17 protein-coding genes are annotated in these 16,459 nt (G+C 32.3%); 6 read left to right on the forward strand and 11 right to left on the reverse strand.

The window, feature by feature from the left end:
• The first annotated feature begins 628 nt into the window (after window positions 1-628).
• Window positions 629-1,399, forward strand: coding sequence for a 4-hydroxy-tetrahydrodipicolinate reductase (locus tag EG358_RS12825; protein ID WP_076558682.1), 771 nt, complete (start codon window positions 629-631; stop codon window positions 1,397-1,399).
• A 166-nt stretch (window positions 1,400-1,565) separates the two neighbouring features.
• Entirely contained in the window at window positions 1,566-1,736 is a 171-nt protein-coding gene (locus tag EG358_RS12830; protein WP_115596431.1) for a lmo0937 family membrane protein, read from the forward strand.
• 524 nt (window positions 1,737-2,260) lie between these two features.
• Here EG358_RS12830 and EG358_RS12835 read toward each other — a convergent pair.
• The gene (locus EG358_RS12835) at window positions 2,261-3,922 is read right to left on the reverse strand and encodes a helix-turn-helix domain-containing protein (protein WP_164462481.1); all 1,662 of its coding nucleotides are present in this window, start codon (window positions 3,920-3,922) and stop codon (window positions 2,261-2,263) included.
• A 271-nt stretch (window positions 3,923-4,193) separates the two neighbouring features.
• Between EG358_RS12835 and EG358_RS12840 the strand changes: the two genes are divergently transcribed.
• The gene (locus EG358_RS12840; RefSeq protein WP_076558686.1) at window positions 4,194-4,517 is read left to right on the forward strand and encodes a hypothetical protein; all 324 of its coding nucleotides are present in this window, start codon (window positions 4,194-4,196) and stop codon (window positions 4,515-4,517) included.
• Window positions 4,518-4,676: 159 nt separating this feature from the next.
• Window positions 4,677-5,027: a hypothetical protein gene (locus tag EG358_RS12845; protein ID WP_123890107.1), complete on the forward strand. Its 351-nt coding sequence runs from the start codon at window positions 4,677-4,679 to the stop codon at window positions 5,025-5,027.
• Between the two features lie 86 nt (window positions 5,028-5,113).
• Here the strand turns inward: EG358_RS12845 and EG358_RS12850 are convergent, their stop codons facing one another.
• The gene (locus EG358_RS12850) at window positions 5,114-6,166 is read right to left on the reverse strand and encodes a tetratricopeptide repeat protein (protein ID WP_076558689.1); all 1,053 of its coding nucleotides are present in this window, start codon (window positions 6,164-6,166) and stop codon (window positions 5,114-5,116) included.
• A gap of 24 nt (window positions 6,167-6,190) precedes the next feature.
• The gene (gene gyrA / locus EG358_RS12855) at window positions 6,191-8,782 is read right to left on the reverse strand and encodes a DNA gyrase subunit A (RefSeq protein ID WP_076558691.1); all 2,592 of its coding nucleotides are present in this window, start codon (window positions 8,780-8,782) and stop codon (window positions 6,191-6,193) included.
• A gap of 149 nt (window positions 8,783-8,931) precedes the next feature.
• On the opposite strand from gyrA, the gene EG358_RS12860 reads away from it, so the two are divergent.
• Window positions 8,932-9,246 carry a DUF4286 family protein gene (locus EG358_RS12860; protein ID WP_076558692.1) on the forward strand — a complete coding sequence of 105 codons (315 nt, stop codon included), beginning with the start codon at window positions 8,932-8,934 and terminating at the stop codon, window positions 9,244-9,246.
• Window positions 9,247-9,286: 40 nt separating this feature from the next.
• Here the strand turns inward: EG358_RS12860 and EG358_RS12865 are convergent, their stop codons facing one another.
• From EG358_RS12865 to uvrA, 7 genes are all read right to left on the reverse strand, one after another.
• Window positions 9,287-9,517 (reverse strand): hypothetical protein, encoded by a 231-nt coding sequence (locus EG358_RS12865; protein WP_076558694.1) that lies wholly within the window; start codon window positions 9,515-9,517, stop codon window positions 9,287-9,289.
• Between the two features lie 88 nt (window positions 9,518-9,605).
• Entirely contained in the window at window positions 9,606-9,758 is a 153-nt protein-coding gene (locus EG358_RS19675; RefSeq protein ID WP_159436358.1) for a hypothetical protein, read from the reverse strand.
• Window positions 9,759-9,827: 69 nt separating this feature from the next.
• A complete protein-coding gene (locus EG358_RS12870) occupies window positions 9,828-10,322 on the reverse strand; it encodes a GNAT family N-acetyltransferase (protein WP_076558696.1) in 495 nt (164 codons plus the stop codon).
• 3 nt (window positions 10,323-10,325) lie between these two features.
• Window positions 10,326-10,838 carry a DUF421 domain-containing protein gene (locus EG358_RS12875; protein ID WP_076558697.1) on the reverse strand — a complete coding sequence of 171 codons (513 nt, stop codon included), beginning with the start codon at window positions 10,836-10,838 and terminating at the stop codon, window positions 10,326-10,328.
• Between the two features lie 98 nt (window positions 10,839-10,936).
• A complete protein-coding gene (locus tag EG358_RS12880) occupies window positions 10,937-11,341 on the reverse strand; it encodes a hypothetical protein (protein WP_076558699.1) in 405 nt (134 codons plus the stop codon).
• Window positions 11,342-11,597: 256 nt separating this feature from the next.
• Complete coding sequence (locus tag EG358_RS12885; protein ID WP_076558844.1) at window positions 11,598-11,777, reverse strand: hypothetical protein; 180 nt, start codon at window positions 11,775-11,777, stop codon at window positions 11,598-11,600.
• 37 nt (window positions 11,778-11,814) lie between these two features.
• The gene (uvrA, locus tag EG358_RS12890; protein WP_076558701.1) at window positions 11,815-14,643 is read right to left on the reverse strand and encodes an excinuclease ABC subunit UvrA; all 2,829 of its coding nucleotides are present in this window, start codon (window positions 14,641-14,643) and stop codon (window positions 11,815-11,817) included.
• Window positions 14,644-14,837: 194 nt separating this feature from the next.
• Between uvrA and EG358_RS12895 the strand changes: the two genes are divergently transcribed.
• Window positions 14,838-15,407, forward strand: coding sequence for a Crp/Fnr family transcriptional regulator (locus EG358_RS12895; protein WP_076558703.1), 570 nt, complete (start codon window positions 14,838-14,840; stop codon window positions 15,405-15,407).
• 112 nt (window positions 15,408-15,519) lie between these two features.
• Here the strand turns inward: EG358_RS12895 and EG358_RS12900 are convergent, their stop codons facing one another.
• Window positions 15,520-16,446 carry a DUF3829 domain-containing protein gene (locus EG358_RS12900; RefSeq protein WP_076558705.1) on the reverse strand — a complete coding sequence of 309 codons (927 nt, stop codon included), beginning with the start codon at window positions 16,444-16,446 and terminating at the stop codon, window positions 15,520-15,522.
• Window positions 16,447-16,459: the final 13 nt, after the last annotated feature.

A 16,459-nucleotide genomic window follows, 5' to 3' on the forward strand; every position in this document is an offset into this window, starting at 1 on the left:
AATTTTTTTCTCTTTATAGCGTATAGTGATTATTAAATTCACTAAAAGCTATAGCATAATATTCTTCTGTAAGTTTGATACAAAAATAATATATATCACATTGAAATGAAAATATTTGTGTTTTTTAATTGTCTTTAAATAGATAATGATTACTAATTTCTGAGAATCAAGATATTAAATTAATAATATGCAATATTTTAAACTGATTTTTCGCATTGTACAATAGTTTAAAAATAGTAAATTTTATTGATATTAAAAACATTTTGTATGATTTTATTTGTTTAATGTTTAATTATTTTGTCATTTTATAATTTATTTAATAATATTATAAACGATTAAAAATGATTAATAAAAAATAATAAGTGAAAATTTTTACAATTAATTCATACATATATTATTATTTTGAGTATATTTGAAATGAAAATTTTTTTTTCATCATTTGTGTTTTTATTAAACCCTCCGACTCGGAGGGTTTAATTTTTTCCTATACTTTCCGTTTCTATTCGTCAAACTTATTTTTAAACTTTATACATTTTATAGTGTATACAAATAGCTGCTTTTTTGAAATTCTCAAAAAAATATTTTCATAACTTACAGATTAAATTACCAACACTACAAATTTTTAATTATGAGAATAGGTTTAATAGGATTTGGAAAAGCCGGAAAAGCAGTGGCAAACGTAATATTGCAAAACCCTGAATTTAGTCTTGAATGGGTTTTAAGGAGCAGCAGGAATATGGAAAATACATCTGTAAAAGAATTACTTGATGTAAAATCCAATGATAAGGCTCTTGTATTTTCTGAACAAAGTATAGAGATCAATGAACATTTTAGTAAACATCCGGTAGATGCAATTATAGATTTTTCTTCTGCAGAAAGTATTTATAAATATGGAAAAGCTGCATCTGAACAGAAAATAAAAATTATTTCTGCAATTTCTCATTATGGAGATGAGGAAATAAAACTTTTAAAGGAACTTTCCAAAATAAATACGGTTTTCTGGTCACCGAATATAACTTTAGGTGTCAATTATCTTTTATTTGCAGCAAGCCTTCTGAAAAATATCGCTCCAGATGTAGATATAGAAGTTGTTGAAGAGCATTTTAAAGCAAAAAGCGGTGTCTCAGGAACCGCAATTAAAATAGCAGAAACTTTAGATATAGAGAAAAATAGCATCAGCTCAGTCCGTGCGGGAGGAATTGTGGGAAAACATGAGGTAATCTTTGGATTTCCTTATCAAACAGTGCGTTTGGTTCATGAATCAATTTCCAGAGAAGCATTCGGAAGCGGTGCACTCTTTGTGGCAAAACAACTCAAAAACTACTCAAAGGGACTTTATAATTTTGAAGATATCCTCAGGCCTTTCTTCTTTGGTGATGCCAAAAATAATCTTTCATAAAAACTATTCTTATTATGAAATATAGTTAATTTTTCAATTTATATAGAGTTTTAATTGTTAGATTCCGTAAATATAAAATAGAGGCTTCAATTAAAAATATTCGCATTTTTATAAAAAGGCACACAATATGCTTATAACAAGATATAAACCTTAAAAAAATATTATTATGAAAAGCTTATTATGGTTAGTAGCCGTTATCTGTATTATTGTTTGGCTTTTAGGAATGCTAAACGTTATACCCGGAATGAGTACCAATTATTTAATTCATGTACTATTAGTAATTGCAGTAATTGTAGTTCTTTACAATATTATCTCTGGTAGAAAACCTTTAGATTAGAAAAAATAATTAATAAAATTAGAAAAGCTGAATAGTAATATTCAGCTTTTTTTTAGGCTAATTATAGAATTTTATTATTAAAAATTTTCGAGCATCTAGCAAAATATATTCAATTTAAGTTTTAATTCGCCATAGAAATCTGTACGAGACAAAATATAAAGTTAAAAATTAACCAAGCCATCAAACACTTAAACTAATTAATATTCAATTAATTAAAATTATTGTTTTTGATATTCTATCCTAATTATTATGTCACGATTTATAAATAGCCCCCACAATAAGTTGTTGATGAAATTTTATGATGATATATTTGTTACAGATAAAACAAGACACTTAAATCATTCATATATAATAACTTTTCATCATTCAGTTTTCATGTAGAACATCAGGGTTCTGACAATCTAGGAAAAAGAACCCTGTTCTCTACAATTCTAAATTAGACACCAGTATCACATTCTATTAATAGAAAAACCGAATCTTCTTTGAAGGTTCGGTTTTCATTTGAATACGTTTAACGTTTACAGTTAAGAATTATTTTGATCTTCGAGTTCTTTAATTCTCTTTTTAATAAAATCAGCTGGTCTTATCCCATTTTGTTCAAGGAAAATATTTGAGAAACTTTGTCTGTTGCTAAAACCGGCAGCTGAAGCAATAGACTCAATAGAGTACTTTCTCCACTCTTTATCATGATAAATCTTCTGGGTTGCGTAGTTGATTCTTAAAGCATTAATATAAGTGTTGAAATTGCTTCCTTTATATTCGTTGATAACTTGTGAAAGATAAGATGTGTTTGTTTTAAACTGTTCTGCGAGCTTCTTAAGCGTTATTCCCTGTTCCAAATAACCTTGTTTATTTTCGAATGTATGAATATCATTGAGAAGCTTTTCTACAATACTGCTATCAAACTTTATATTTTTATCCCCCGAATCAATTACTTCAGATTTTACAGGAGCATCAACTACTTCATTCTGATTACTTTCTTCAAGCTTTATTAATAATTCGTTATAGTTTATTTGGATATTCCTTTGTTTTCGGATTCTGAAGTACATTACAATTCCTAATGCTATAATAATTGCTAAACAAATAAATATGAGTAATTTACTATAAGAATTAGTTTTCTCTAAATTTTCTTTTGTTTCTAAAAGCTTCTTTGTATCATATTCTTTATAAACGCGCGTAGAAAGATGTTTAAAATCTGACGAAATTACACTATCTACCTTAAGAAGCTGATTGGTATAATATAACTCCTCTTTATGATTATTACCTTTTCGATAATATTCGATTAATTCTTCATAATTGCTTCGTAATTCTGGAAGAATAAATTTATTTTTATTGAATATAGAGTCTACTTTTCTGTAATTTTCCACTTCAAGATTTTGATCACCCAGAAGCTCATAACTTTTACCTTTATAAAAATAAATATATGAAGCCCATGTAAAATCATTAACCTTGAGTAGTTCAGGTAGAGCTTTATCAAAATAATAAATTGCTTTTTTGTAATTTTTATTTTTAAATTCAGAAACGCCTAAACTTTTTGTAAAATAACTTTTTTCTAAGTAAAATTCTTTTGTCTTTGGAGTTTTTTCTGCTGCTTTTTTTAACAAACTAGCGGCTTCTGCATTCTTACCGAGCATTTGATAACAAATAATCGCCTGATGTAAAGAATTTAAATAACCTTTGGTACTATTAAAAACTTGATTTTCATTAATATCTCCATCAATCTTGGTTTCAAAAAAATTGATACATTGTTCAAATATTTCAAGAGCTTCATCATAGTAGCCTAAATAACTTTTTACAACACCTATATGGTAAATATTCTGGTATTTTAAATATTCATTTTTAGAATCCTTTAGATATTCATATGCTTTTAGATATTCTTCTAGAGCATATTGGAATTTTCTTTGGTTAAAATAATAAATAGCACCTTTACTTAAAAATGCTTGTCCAATAAGATCATTTTTTCCAGATTTTTTAGCGACAATTAAAGCACTATCTGCATAAATCATTTTATGCTTTTCGGAGTATAGGATTGCATCTTTATAGGCCTGAAAAAGTTCGGAATAGTTGTTTTCTGATTTCGCTTTTTTAATATATTGATTTACAAATACAAATGCCTTAGGATCATTTTCCTCATAAGCCCAGTACTTTTCTCTAAGCTTTGAGTAATAATCTTGCGAATACATCATATTAATAATGAAGAAGCAACTAAACGTAAAAATTCTTTTAATCATCAGATATTTCTAAGAAATTTTATTCAAAAATACATAAAAACTATTTATTATAAGCTATTGCGGGGTAACCAGAGTAATTATTTAACATATCATTTATTTAAATTTTTGTATTTTTGTAGGGTAAAAATTTATAAATCGTACCGAGATATATTTGCAATTATATATATATTTAACTATTTTCGAACAGCTTATTAAGAACAAATATAATCATTAATCCTAGAATAAAATGAAAACAAAATTTATTGTACTCAGCCTCATAGCAGTGGGAATCTCCACAATTAGTTGTAGGCAAGATGATGAAAACCCAGTAGAGGATACTTTTGAGTCATCTTTAAAACAAAATTCTAATGAAGAACTTCAAAAAAATAGTGGTGATTCTTTGGTAGTAGAAGGTCTGGAAACTGACCCTCCAAGAGACGGAACACATTGGAAAGTAGATGATGCCAATGAAACAAAAAAAATTGATTCTCTATCATTACTTTTTGAAGTTAATACAGATAATGGACCAAAAGATATTCCAAGAGATGGTACTCACTGGAAAGGAAAATAAAACTAAAATTTTGATAATAAAAAAACCTGCTAATTATTCAGCAGGTTTTTTGTATTTTAATTCTGGAAATTAAAATTATTTTGTCAAATCAATTCTATAGACATCTGTATATTATTATTTTTAGTATATTAGAAGTATTAAATTTTTAAAACCAACATGATGAAAAAAAAGATTATCTCAATCAGTCTGATCGCAATTGCCCTTTGTAGTATTTCTTGTAGAGAAACTGAAGAAATGTTAATAGAAAATGAGCAACCACAAATAGCTTTAAAGCTACAAGAAAGTCAAGAACCATCTAAAACTGGAATTAATTCTACAGTTGTTGACTATAAACCAATAAAAATTAGTTTTTTAGGTGCTGATAATAAGGACTGTCCACCCCCACCACCACCACCCCCGCCCAATCCTAATACTCCTAGAGACGGCGCACATTGGTTGACTTCTGACACAGATAATTGCCCAGATCCTCCAAGAGACGGTAGTCATTGGAGAATGGGAGCAAGAAATTAAACATAAAAAAACTTGTTGATAAATTCAACAAGTTTTTTTATGTAATGTGATCTAAAAAGTTGTGATTTTATATAAATCTTTTAAGATTACTTAGCTTTAGCCTGAAGCTCAGCTTCTTTAGCTTTCATTTCAGCAACTTTTGTCTGATTTTTCAACATTCCGTAAATGTCTTTTAAAACACCTACTGCATCGATGTTATTAGGACTTGCCTGATACCATTTCTCAGCGTGAGGTAAAGCTTTATTGAATCTCTCTTTTCTTGCCTCAATTAATGTTGTCGCTTTATCCGGATCTGATTTTCTTATTGCATTGATTTCTTCAACCGCTTTAGAATCGTCACCAATAGTTGTATAAACTAAGTTTTGATAAGCGTTATCCTTTAATTTAGTATCAGTAGAAGCCAATTCAATTGCTTTGTTAAATGAAACAACAGCATCAGCCTCTGTAGCGGGAGTTTTTGATTGCAAAACTCCTAAGTTATACCAATTTGTAGCATCATTAGGATTCTTAGCTAACTGCTCCTTAAGATTTGACATGAATTGATCTGTCTTACCTGTTGCGTATAAAGCTGAACCATGATACTCTTTTAATTTAGCATTATTAGGATATTTAGCTAAACCTTTTTCGATTAATGCCAAAGCTTCGTCATTTTTCTTTGCATTTAAAAGCAATGTTGACAAAGTTTCATATAAATCTGGCTCTACACTTTTAGTTTGCTCGGTTTTAAAATCAGAGTAATCTTTTGATGAGCTTTTCTTCAACAAATCCCATGTAGCTTTATCATAAGCAGATACCTGCCCTGTTTTATTTTCTTTTGCCGTATAGGTTGTCTGAACTCCCGTATACCCAGAATTGATTAAATCAGTATAAATTTTAATCGATTCATCCAAGTTATTTGCCAATGCATAACTTAAACCAGCATAATACTTATATGTTTTATCTTCTTGACCGTTTGCTTTAAGCAAATCATAAAGTTCTATGAACTTGGGTCCTGCAACCGTATAATTTTTTGCATTATACGCATCCATCGCTGCTTTATTAGTAGCCTGAACCTGAGCATTTACATCTTTTTTCTCTTCTTTCTGCCCAAAAGCAAAAACAGAAGAAACGATTGCTATACCTAAAATTAGCTTTTTCATAAATAAGAATTTTATTATTTTTTATTATTCTTCAGAATCTGAATTTTCAGTTTCATCAACCGGATTTTCATTTTCTACATTATTTTCTGTTTGTGTGGAAGTGTCTTCTTCAGTTGGAATATTTTCCACAGACTCTTCTCCTTCAATTATATCCTCTTCCACATCTTTATCCATTGCAACTTTTGCGATCGCTGCAATCTCATCATTCTTTTTAAGATTGATCATTCTTACCCCTTGAGTATTTCTACCCATCACACGCATTTCATCCATATTCATTCTGATAGCAACACCAGATTTATTGATAATCATCAACCCATCTTCGTCTGTAACATTTTGAATAGCAATAAGATTACCTGTTTTTTCAGTAATATTTAATGTAATAACACCTTTTCCGCCTCTGTTGGTAATTCTGTAATCTTCAACCGCTGTTCTCTTACCATATCCTTTTTCAGATACGACAAGAACTGTATCATTTTCCAGATCGTTCACAACAATCATACCAATAACCTCATCATTCTCCTCCATCGTAATACCACGAACACCGATAGATCCTCTACCCACTTCTCTTACTTTTTCTTCAGGGAAACGAATACATTTACCATTTTTAGTAGCGATCATGATCTGAGATTCACCGTTAGTAAGATAAGCACTTAGCAATTGATCGTTTTCTCTGATCTCAATAGCGTTGATACCATTTACCCTAGGTCTTGAGTAAGCTTCTAGAGATGTTTTCTTAATCGTACCGTTTTTAGTAATCATCACCACACTCATTTGGTTGATGTAATCTACATCTTTCAAATCATTGGTTCTGATATATGCTTTAATCTTATCATCCGGCTCGATGTTGATTAAGTTTTGTACTGCTCTTCCTTTTGCCGTTTTAGAACCTTCAGGAATTTCAAATACTCTTAACCAATAACATTTCCCTTTTTCTGTAAAGAACAACATATATTGGTGATTGGTTGCAGAAACGATATACTCCAAGAAATCTGAATCTCTCGTTGTTGCCGCTTTATTACCAACACCACCTCTACTTTGAATTTTGTATTCTGAAAGCAATGTTCTCTTCACATATCCTGCGTGAGAAATGGTAAGAACAACCGCTTCGTTCGGGATAATATCTTCGATAGACATCTCACCTCCTGAATAATCGATTTCTGTTCTTCTTTCGTCGCCGTATTTTTCCTTTATTTCAATTAATTCATCCTTAATAATTTGGAATCTTCTTGGTTCATTAGCCAAAATATCTTCTAAATTATTAATCTCTTTCATAATAGCATCGTACTCATCGCGGATCTTATCAAGCTCCATTCCTGTAAGACGAGCCAAACGAAGATCAAGAATTGCCTGAGCCTGAATTTCTGATAATTCAAATGCCTCAATCAAACCTTCTTTAGCACCTTGCGGATTGGCACTGTGACGAATAATTGCAATCGCTCTGTCTAAAGAATCCTGAGAACCGATCACCTTCATGAAACCTTCAAGAATGTGGGCTCTTTCTTTAGCTTTTCTAAGCTCGTACTCTGTTCTTCTTACAATCACCACATGTCTGTGCTCAACAAAATGGTGAATAATGTCTTTTAAATTCAACTGCTCTGGTCTTCCGTGTACTAAAGCGATGTTGTTTACACTGAAAGACGTTTGTAGTGAAGTATATTTATATAATAAATTCAGAACAACATTAGGAATTGCGTCATTTTTTAATTCATAAACGATACGCATCCCGTTTCTGTCTGATTCATCTCTGATCTCATAGATACCCGGAATTTTTTCATCTTTTACCAACTCAGCAGTTCTGGCAATCATTTCAGCTTTGTTTACCTGATAAGGTATCTCTGTTACGATGATTGCATTTCTGTTGTGTACTTCCTCGAAGCTTACTTTTGCTCTAAGAACCACTCTTCCTCTTCCTGTATGGAAAGCATCTCTTACCCCGTCGTATCCATAGATGATTCCACCCGTAGGAAAATCCGGAGCAACAATATGCTGCATCAACTCGTCGATCGTAATTTCTCTGTTATCAATATATGCACTGATTGCATCTACAGCTTCAGAAAGATTGTGAGGCGCCATATTCGTCGCCATACCTACCGCAATACCAGAAGTACCGTTTACCAAAAGATTTGGGATTTTTGTAGGCATTACGCTCGGTTCAGTTAAGCTGTCATCAAAGTTATTTTGAAAGTCAACCGTTTCTTTATCAAGATCTGATAAAATTTCGTCTGAAACTTTTTTAAGCCTTGCTTCGGTATAACGCATTGCTGCAGGCGGATCACCATCCATCGAACCGAAGTTACCCTGACCGTCAACCTGTGGATAACGTAAACTCCAGGGCTGAGCCATTCTTACCATTGCGTCATAAACTGAAGAATCTCCATGTGGGTGATATTTACCTAAAACATCCCCAACAATTCTTGCTGACTTCAAATATTTTCTGTTTGAGAAGACCCCCAAACCATACATACCATAAAGCACTCTTCGGTGTACTGGCTTAAGACCATCTCTTACGTCCGGTAATGCTCTCGAAACAATAACCGACATCGAATAATCAATGTAAGATGATTTCATTTCATCAACAATGTTGATAGGAATTAATCTCTCTCCTTCTTTTTGCATATATAAGTTTTATTGTAATGATAATCAGACTTTTAAAAATTGGTCTGAAAACTATTTATTTTGAATAATTAATAACGTGCTAAGTTACAAAATTTTTACCGATTTTTGCCTGAGAAATCAAGCAAAATTATCTTAAAAAATATTAAAATATGAGTGTATTAAGTATAACTTTTCACTGCGTAAAAACCAGCCTGGACGAGTGGGAAAACTATGTGGATGAAACTTTAGTTTTAATGACAGAAAACCTGATGGATGTTGATAAGTATATCTTATCTGAAGTGCACAGTGATTTTATAGACGAAGGTAAAAATTACAATCTTCTTTTGATTTTTGATGATGAAGAAAAAAGAACAGAATTTATGGAAAGTGAATTATTAAACATCACTGAAAGAATTGAAACAAAGTTCGGACAAGACGTGATGATTTTTAACACCTCATTGAATCCTAAGAAGAAGAAATTTTAAGTATAAATCATAAAAAAGCCCTGAAATCAGGGCTTTTATTTTAGTGTCTACCGTGGTGACCTTTATGTTTTCTTCGTCCGTTATCATGCTTATCATAATAATAAACTCTCTTTTTAGCATGTCCCGGAGCGTAATACCTTGCACTTCCGCCATAAACTTTCTTGGCCTGACCAGGGGGAAGTCTTCTGCCGTGATGTTCGTGAACGACACAAGAAACAAGCATAGTACCGATTACCATCACTGCTCCAACTATCTTTAATAACCCTTTCATAAATCTTACTTTTTATTTTTCTGAGATTTATGACTACAATCATAATGCCAAAAAAGTATTAGCTCAATAATATCAAATAATCAGACTATTATTTATTTCGATTGCTCGGATGATGTTCTTTTAATTTTTCAACTTTTTTATCGTGCCCGGGAGGCATCGGTCTTCTGCCTGGATGTGGAATACAGGAAGAAATAAATCCTGCTGTAATGATGATAGCGATTGTATTTTTCAGAAGTTTCATACACTTTGATTTATAATTATGCTGTAATCATACAATCAAAATGCCAAAGGAGTTCTGTAATTTTAATGTTTAAAATACATTCGGACTTCTTCTTTCCAACATAACAAGATCTTTCCATTCACCGTGAAGCTGACCGACTTTTTCTCTTTTACCTACCATTCTGAATCCGTTTTTCTGATGAAATTTTATGGATGCTTCATTTTCAGGAAAAATATTTGACTGTAAAGTCCAGAATCCGTGGTTTTCACTATCGAGAATCAGTTTTTTCAAAAGAACCGAACCCAAACCTTTCCCAACATACTTATTATCAAAATAAATACTTACTTCGGCAACACCTCTAAAGCAATCTCTTTTACTTACAGGTTTTAAAGCACACCATCCAATCACTTCACTGTTGTCATCTTCCAAAACCCATCGGCAGTCATTTAGAAAACTTGTATTCCAGGATTCTACGCTTGGCAGCTCAGTGTCGAAAGTGGCAATTCCGCTATCAATTCCCTGTTGAAAGATTTCTAAAACTCTGGTATCGTCATGCGGAAGCATTTCTCTTATCTCGTAATTCATTTTTTAATGATATTTTCTTTTATTTTTTCTTTTAATTCTGGAATAATGAGTCTGTTGATCATCTTTATCTTCAGAAATCACACTGATATTTCCGTCTACTTCCAAAATAGCAAGCTTTACATTTTCCAGCGTTTCTACTCCATGCTCCCTGATTGCTTCATTCAGTTCATCAAAAGTAATTTTCACTTTTCTCAAAGCAACCTGATCCACGTTCCCATCTTTCACCAAAATTACAGGATCTGCTTCCATAAAACTTGCAAAACCACGATTGGCAAACATTAATCTTTTTAATGTAAAATTAGCAGCAAATAAAACAAGCGCCGCTACAATTCCACCTTCTAAGGACGTATTTTCACCAACCATTGCATTCTGTACGGCGTTTGAAATCAACAAAAGCAAAACTACATCTCCTGCGTTGAGTTGTGAAAGCTGATTTTTCCCAAACAAACGGATTGCGATTACCATAAAAAGGTAAACGCAGAGCGAACGGACAACGACATCAAGAATAGGATTCAAAGTATAGAAAATTTAGATCAAATGTATACAATTAGCGGAAATAAAAAAACTGCTTTTTCAAGCAGTTTAAAGAAAATCATATCGTTTGTTTATTTTAATTATCTATTGTTGATGTCTACTCTTACAGGCATTACAAAAGATGAAGCCAGCATATTTTCATTCAGCTTGTTGGCATCCACTTTATACTGAAGATGAGAAAGCACATTTTCTATTTCCTTACTTACATTTTTGCAGTCACCTTTTGAACGAACATTTACAATTTTACCGTTTTCTGCAATATCAAACTTCACTTCCGAGTTTACAATTCCTTGCTTGTAATCTGAGCTGGTAAAATCAAAATTATCCATCAAAAGACTTCTGATTTCGTTGAATGCATCATTTTTATTTAACTGCACTTCCTGAATCGTATTGTTTGATGTTGTCTGAGCTTTTACGTTACCTGCGATTGCTGTTAATCCTAATGCGAAAAGAGAAGAAACAAATATTTGAATTTTATTTTTCATAACCATTTGATTTTAAATTATATATTAAACTTGTTTTGAATTCTAAATCAAAGATATAAAAAATTATTCATACAAATTTCACATTGAGTTAACATTGAGTTAACATTGAAATATAAAATATTGATATTCAATTAATTATACTTTAAAAATAATTGAATTATTAACATTGGAAATTAAATTAGCTTTAAATTAAAATCACTTTTAAACAGAAAAAGCTACAAACATCAGTTGTAGCTTTATATAATTCTGTAATTACTTACTTATTTTGTCCCGGAGCAAATGGTTTTGCAGATTTTGTCCCAAAAACCTTTTTAGCTTGCCCAGGAGGCATAGGTTTTGATTTTGAAGCTTTAACATGCGTTGATGACCTTACTTCACAAGACACAATGGTCAACGAAAAAGCCATTAGAGCTAAATAAATTTTAATTGATTTCATAAGATTTTTTTTTAGATAAGGCAAGTATGAGACCAAGTTACATCTCCTTCTTCAAATACTTCCCTGTCAAACTTTTCTTCGACTTGATTATCTCTTCAGGAGTTCCTTTAGCAATAATCTCTCCGCCATATTTTCCACCTTCCGGTCCAACATCAATAATATGATCTGCCAATTTGATGACATCCATATTATGTTCGATGATGATGAATGAATTTCCTAATTCTACCAACTTATTGATGGCATCCATTAAGATTTTTACATCTTCAAAATGAAGTCCCGTTGTCGGTTCATCAAGAATATATAAAGTATTTCCTGTTTGTCTTTTTGCTAATTCTGTTGCCAGTTTTATACGCTGGGCTTCACCTCCGGAAAGTGTAGTCGATTGCTGTCCCATTGTAATGTAACCCAAGCCAACATCCTGCAAAGTTTTCACTCTTGCAAAAATCTTAGGAATCGGCTGGAAGAAATCTACCGCTTCATCAATCGTCATATCCAACACATCGGAAATCGATTTTCCTTTATAACGAACTTCCAAAGTTTCTCTGTTGAAACGTTTTCCGTTGCAGGTTTCACAATGAACGTATACATCCGGTAAAAAGTTCATTTCAATTACTTTCAAACCTCCTCCCTGACAAGTTTCACATCTTCCACCTTTTACGTTGAAAGAAAATCTTCCAGGTTTGTAACCACGAATTTTAGATTCAGGCAATTCTGAAAATAGATTTCTGACATCGGTAAACATTCCTGTGTACGTTGCAGGATTTGAACGTGGCGTTCTACCAATCGGTGTCTGGTCTACATCTACGATTTTATCAATATTATCAAGACCTTCCACTTTTTTGTATGGCAAAGGCTCCTGAACGGCTCTGTAAAAATGTTTGTTCAGAATCGGATATAAAGTTCCATTAATTAAAGAAGATTTTCCACTTCCTGAAATTCCTGTAACTACCACCAATTTTCCTAAGGGAATTTCAAGATTTACATTTTTAAGATTGTTTCCTGTAGCACCTTTTAGGACGATACTTTTCCCATTTCCTTCTCTTCTTACTTCCGGAATGGCAATTTTTCTTTTTCCGGTAATATAATCTGCGGTAATTGTATCAGCGTTTAGCAAATCTTTCGGTTTTCCCTGCCAAAGAATTTCGCCACCAAATTTTCCGGCTCTCGGACCAATATCTAAAACCTCATCGGCTTCCATGATCATATCTTTGTCGTGCTCTACAACCAAAACAGAGTTTCCGATATCACGAAGATTTTTTAATGAATTAATCAGTCTTTCGTTATCTCTTTGGTGCAATCCGATACTTGGTTCATCCAGAATATAAAGTACATTTACCAACTGAGAACCAATTTGTGTTGCCAGACGAATCCTTTGAGATTCTCCACCAGAAAGGGTTTTTGAACTTCTGCTCAAACTTAAATAATCTAAACCTACATCCAGTAAAAACTGAAGTCTGGTTTCGATTTCTTTTAAGATTTCATGCGCAATAATCGAATTTTTTTCTGAAAATTTATCTTTTACATCGTCCAACCATTCTTTTAAGTCTGATAAACTCAAACCGTTGACCTCAGCGATATTTTTCCCATCGATTTTAAAACTCAAACTGGAAGGCTGAAGACGAGCTCCTTTACATTCCGGGCAAGTTTCTTCCGTTGTAAAATGTCTTTCCAGCAAAATTGCTTCGTAAGATTCTCTTTCCTCAATCAATTCTTCCATAAAAGGAATCAAACCATCAAAATTGATTTTAATTTTTTTGGAAATTCCTGCGTATTTTAAATCTTTATTAAATTCTTTGTTACAACCATGATAAATATAATCCAACGCTTCTTCCGGAATATCTTTAAAAGGTGTCGCCAATCCTAAACCGAAAATTTCAAGAATATTTTTGATTTGAGAAAGTATATATTTATTAGATTTAATATCTTCCAATGGCAACAAACCACCCTGATTGATAGACAATTTGGGATTTTCAACAAAATAATCGGTGTTGATCTTTTTAATCGTTCCTAAACCTTTACAGCTTGGGCAACTTCCCTTTGGTGAGTTGAAAGAAAAAGTATTCGGTTCGGGTAAAGCTAATGAATGACCAGTTTCGGCATCCATTAAATTTTTTGAAAAATATTCGATCTCTGTACTTCCCAATTTTTGAATTCCGATTAAGCCTTCGCCCATATCCATTGCCGTGCGCAAAGATTTTTCCATTCTGGCTTCTGAGGCACTTTCTCCGATTATCCAACGGTCTATTACGATGTCGATATCGTGGGTTTTGTAACGGTCAAGTTTTAGATCATATTCAATATCCGTCAATTCACCATCAATTCTTGCCTGTCCGTATCCTTTTTTGGCCATCTGAACAAAAAGTTCGTGATAATGCCCTTTTCTGGAACGAACAACGGGCGCCATCAACATGATTTTTTCGTTCTTATAATTTTCTTTAATGGCATCAAGAATCTGATCTTCGGTATAGCTTACCAACTTTTTTCCTGTCGTTTGGGAATAAGCATCAGAAACTCTCGCATATAAAAGACGCAGGTAATCGTACAATTCTGTTACCGTTCCTACGGTAGAACGGGGGTTTTTGTTGGTCGTTTTCTGCTCAATCGCAATAACGGGTGAAAGACCTTCGATCTTATCAACATCAGGACGTTCCAAACCACCCAAAAACTGTCTTGCATAGGCAGAAAAAGTTTCGATATAACGACGCTGTCCTTCCGCAAAAATCGTATCAAAAGCCAATGATGATTTACCGCTTCCCGAAAGCCCGGTGATTACTACCAATTCGTTGCGTGGAATTTTTACGTTGATGTTTTTAAGGTTATGTTCACGAGCTCCGTAAACTTCTATATATTCGGTTGATTTACTCATAATTTGATGTGACTTTACCTGAAAATCACGCTGTGCAAAATTACGGAATTTTATGGAATTTATAGTGTTAAAAAATGTTAGTAATTTTGATTTAATTAAGTAAAAAATTTGAGTTTTAATTCTTTCTAAATTTAGAAATGATTAAAAAAAATATTCTCGTTTTTACTTAAATTTACAGTGATTTAAATTTAACCATGAACAGACTACGCGAGCACATTGAAGAAATTATTTCTCTTACAGATGAAGAATTCGATTATATAAAAACTTTTTTCACCTTTAAAAATGTTCGAAAAAATCAGTTTTTGGTGCATGAAGGTGACGAAGTAAAATTTGAATTTCTTACGTTAGACGGAATTTATAAAGTTTTTTATATTGACGGAAACGGAAAAGAGCACATTCTACAATTTGCGAAGAAAGATTGGTGGATGACCGATTATATTGGATTTTTTAAAGAAAAAAATGCAACGATGTTTGTAGAATGTCTGCAGGATGGAGCTGTTGCGTGTCTCACTTTAGAAGGCAGAGAAAAATTAGCTTCAGAATTTCATAAAATGGAATATTTCTTCAGAGCAAAGCTTACCAATGGTTATATCGCATTGCAACAGAGAATCATTCTTTTACTATCGAGTACCCCTCAACAACGCTATGAAGAATTTTCAAAATTGTATCCGGATCTTATCTCTCAAATTCCCAAAAAATATGTTGCTGAATATTTGGGAGTAAGCCGTGAAACTTTAAGCAGGCTATATTCAAACAATAAATAAACTTTTGAGTATAATTCTAATAAATCAGATTATAAATACAAAATTCCGAAAAACTTAGATCAATTAAAGTTTTTCGGAATTTCTTTTTATTATTGAGAGTTTTAACTCTTTTTTATTTCACAAACGAATTGTAAGAATTAAGAACAGATTCATACGCCGAATCCATTTCGTTAATATTACTGTCTGCAATTCTTCCGGTAGATTTGGAATCTCTGATCAGTTTTCTGTATTTATCTAAAAAGTCAGCGGCTTTTTTATTTACATTTTCAAACTCAGTTTTTTTGTAAGCATATTGCTGTTCTTTTACATTAAAAACTTTTTGGGTATTAATAGCTACCACTTTCTCAAACTCATCATACTTTTTCTGAGCTTCAGCTTCATTAAATCCTCCTGTATACTGCTTGTCTAACACATCCATTACGGAATCCATAGAAGTCATCAAAGTTTTAGAAGAAAGTATAAATTCTTTCATAGGATGATCTTTAAGAATCACTTCTTCTGCTGTATCGGTTGCAGGTTTTATTTTCGTTAAAACATTTTCACCTGCAGTAAAAAACGCCTGCGCTTCGGCATCAATATCTTTTTGAAGCGCCTCTGCTTTCGCTCCTTTGTCGTCTTTGTAGTCTTCGGAAGTAATATATGATTTCAGCTCTTCATATTTTTTTTCAATGCTTTCTCTTTTTGCTTTATATGTATTGAAATCTGTTTCTATAATCGTTTTATCATTTTCAAATCCGGAAGGAATTCCTTTTATCTTACTGAGTGAATAATCCATAGACCCAATCACAACCGGCATACTGTAAACTGTTTCACCTTTAGATTTTTTAACTGCTGCTTCAGCATATTTTACGATATTTTCAATGTGTCTTGAAGAAGTTTTGTAAGAATCTAAGAAGTCATTATTAAAATCTATTATAGCCTGAGATTCATTTTCTCCGGCTTTCAGAACGGCATTTCCTATTTTATCCATTCCTTTTTTACAGCTTACACTTGCTGCACTCAGCGACAAAGCCAGTGCAACCATCATTACTTTTTTCATATTTTATAGTTGG

It is taken from the genome of Chryseobacterium indoltheticum (assembly GCF_003815915.1).
In the GTDB taxonomy this organism is placed as follows: domain Bacteria; phylum Bacteroidota; class Bacteroidia; order Flavobacteriales; family Weeksellaceae; genus Chryseobacterium; species Chryseobacterium indoltheticum.

Coding starts and splice junctions, on each gene's coding strand:
- EG358_RS12825 (WP_076558682.1), top strand. CDS start 629: ATGAGAATAGGTTTAATAGGATTTGGAAAAGCCGGAAAAGCAGTGGCA.
- EG358_RS12830 (WP_115596431.1), top strand. CDS start 1,566: ATGAAAAGCTTATTATGGTTAGTAGCCGTTATCTGTATTATTGTTTGG.
- EG358_RS12835 (WP_164462481.1), bottom strand. CDS start 3,922: ATGATGTATTCGCAAGATTATTACTCAAAGCTTAGAGAAAAGTACTGG.
- EG358_RS12840 (WP_076558686.1), top strand. CDS start 4,194: ATGAAAACAAAATTTATTGTACTCAGCCTCATAGCAGTGGGAATCTCC.
- EG358_RS12845 (WP_123890107.1), top strand. CDS start 4,677: ATGAAAAAAAAGATTATCTCAATCAGTCTGATCGCAATTGCCCTTTGT.
- EG358_RS12850 (WP_076558689.1), bottom strand. CDS start 6,166: ATGAAAAAGCTAATTTTAGGTATAGCAATCGTTTCTTCTGTTTTTGCT.
- gyrA (WP_076558691.1), bottom strand. CDS start 8,782: ATGCAAAAAGAAGGAGAGAGATTAATTCCTATCAACATTGTTGATGAA.
- EG358_RS12860 (WP_076558692.1), top strand. CDS start 8,932: ATGAGTGTATTAAGTATAACTTTTCACTGCGTAAAAACCAGCCTGGAC.
- EG358_RS12865 (WP_076558694.1), bottom strand. CDS start 9,517: ATGAAAGGGTTATTAAAGATAGTTGGAGCAGTGATGGTAATCGGTACT.
- EG358_RS19675 (WP_159436358.1), bottom strand. CDS start 9,758: ATGAAACTTCTGAAAAATACAATCGCTATCATCATTACAGCAGGATTT.
- EG358_RS12870 (WP_076558696.1), bottom strand. CDS start 10,322: ATGAATTACGAGATAAGAGAAATGCTTCCGCATGACGATACCAGAGTT.
- EG358_RS12880 (WP_076558699.1), bottom strand. CDS start 11,341: ATGAAAAATAAAATTCAAATATTTGTTTCTTCTCTTTTCGCATTAGGA.
- EG358_RS12885 (WP_076558844.1), bottom strand. CDS start 11,777: ATGAAATCAATTAAAATTTATTTAGCTCTAATGGCTTTTTCGTTGACC.
- uvrA (WP_076558701.1), bottom strand. CDS start 14,643: ATGAGTAAATCAACCGAATATATAGAAGTTTACGGAGCTCGTGAACAT.
- EG358_RS12895 (WP_076558703.1), top strand. CDS start 14,838: ATGAACAGACTACGCGAGCACATTGAAGAAATTATTTCTCTTACAGAT.
- EG358_RS12900 (WP_076558705.1), bottom strand. CDS start 16,446: ATGAAAAAAGTAATGATGGTTGCACTGGCTTTGTCGCTGAGTGCAGCA.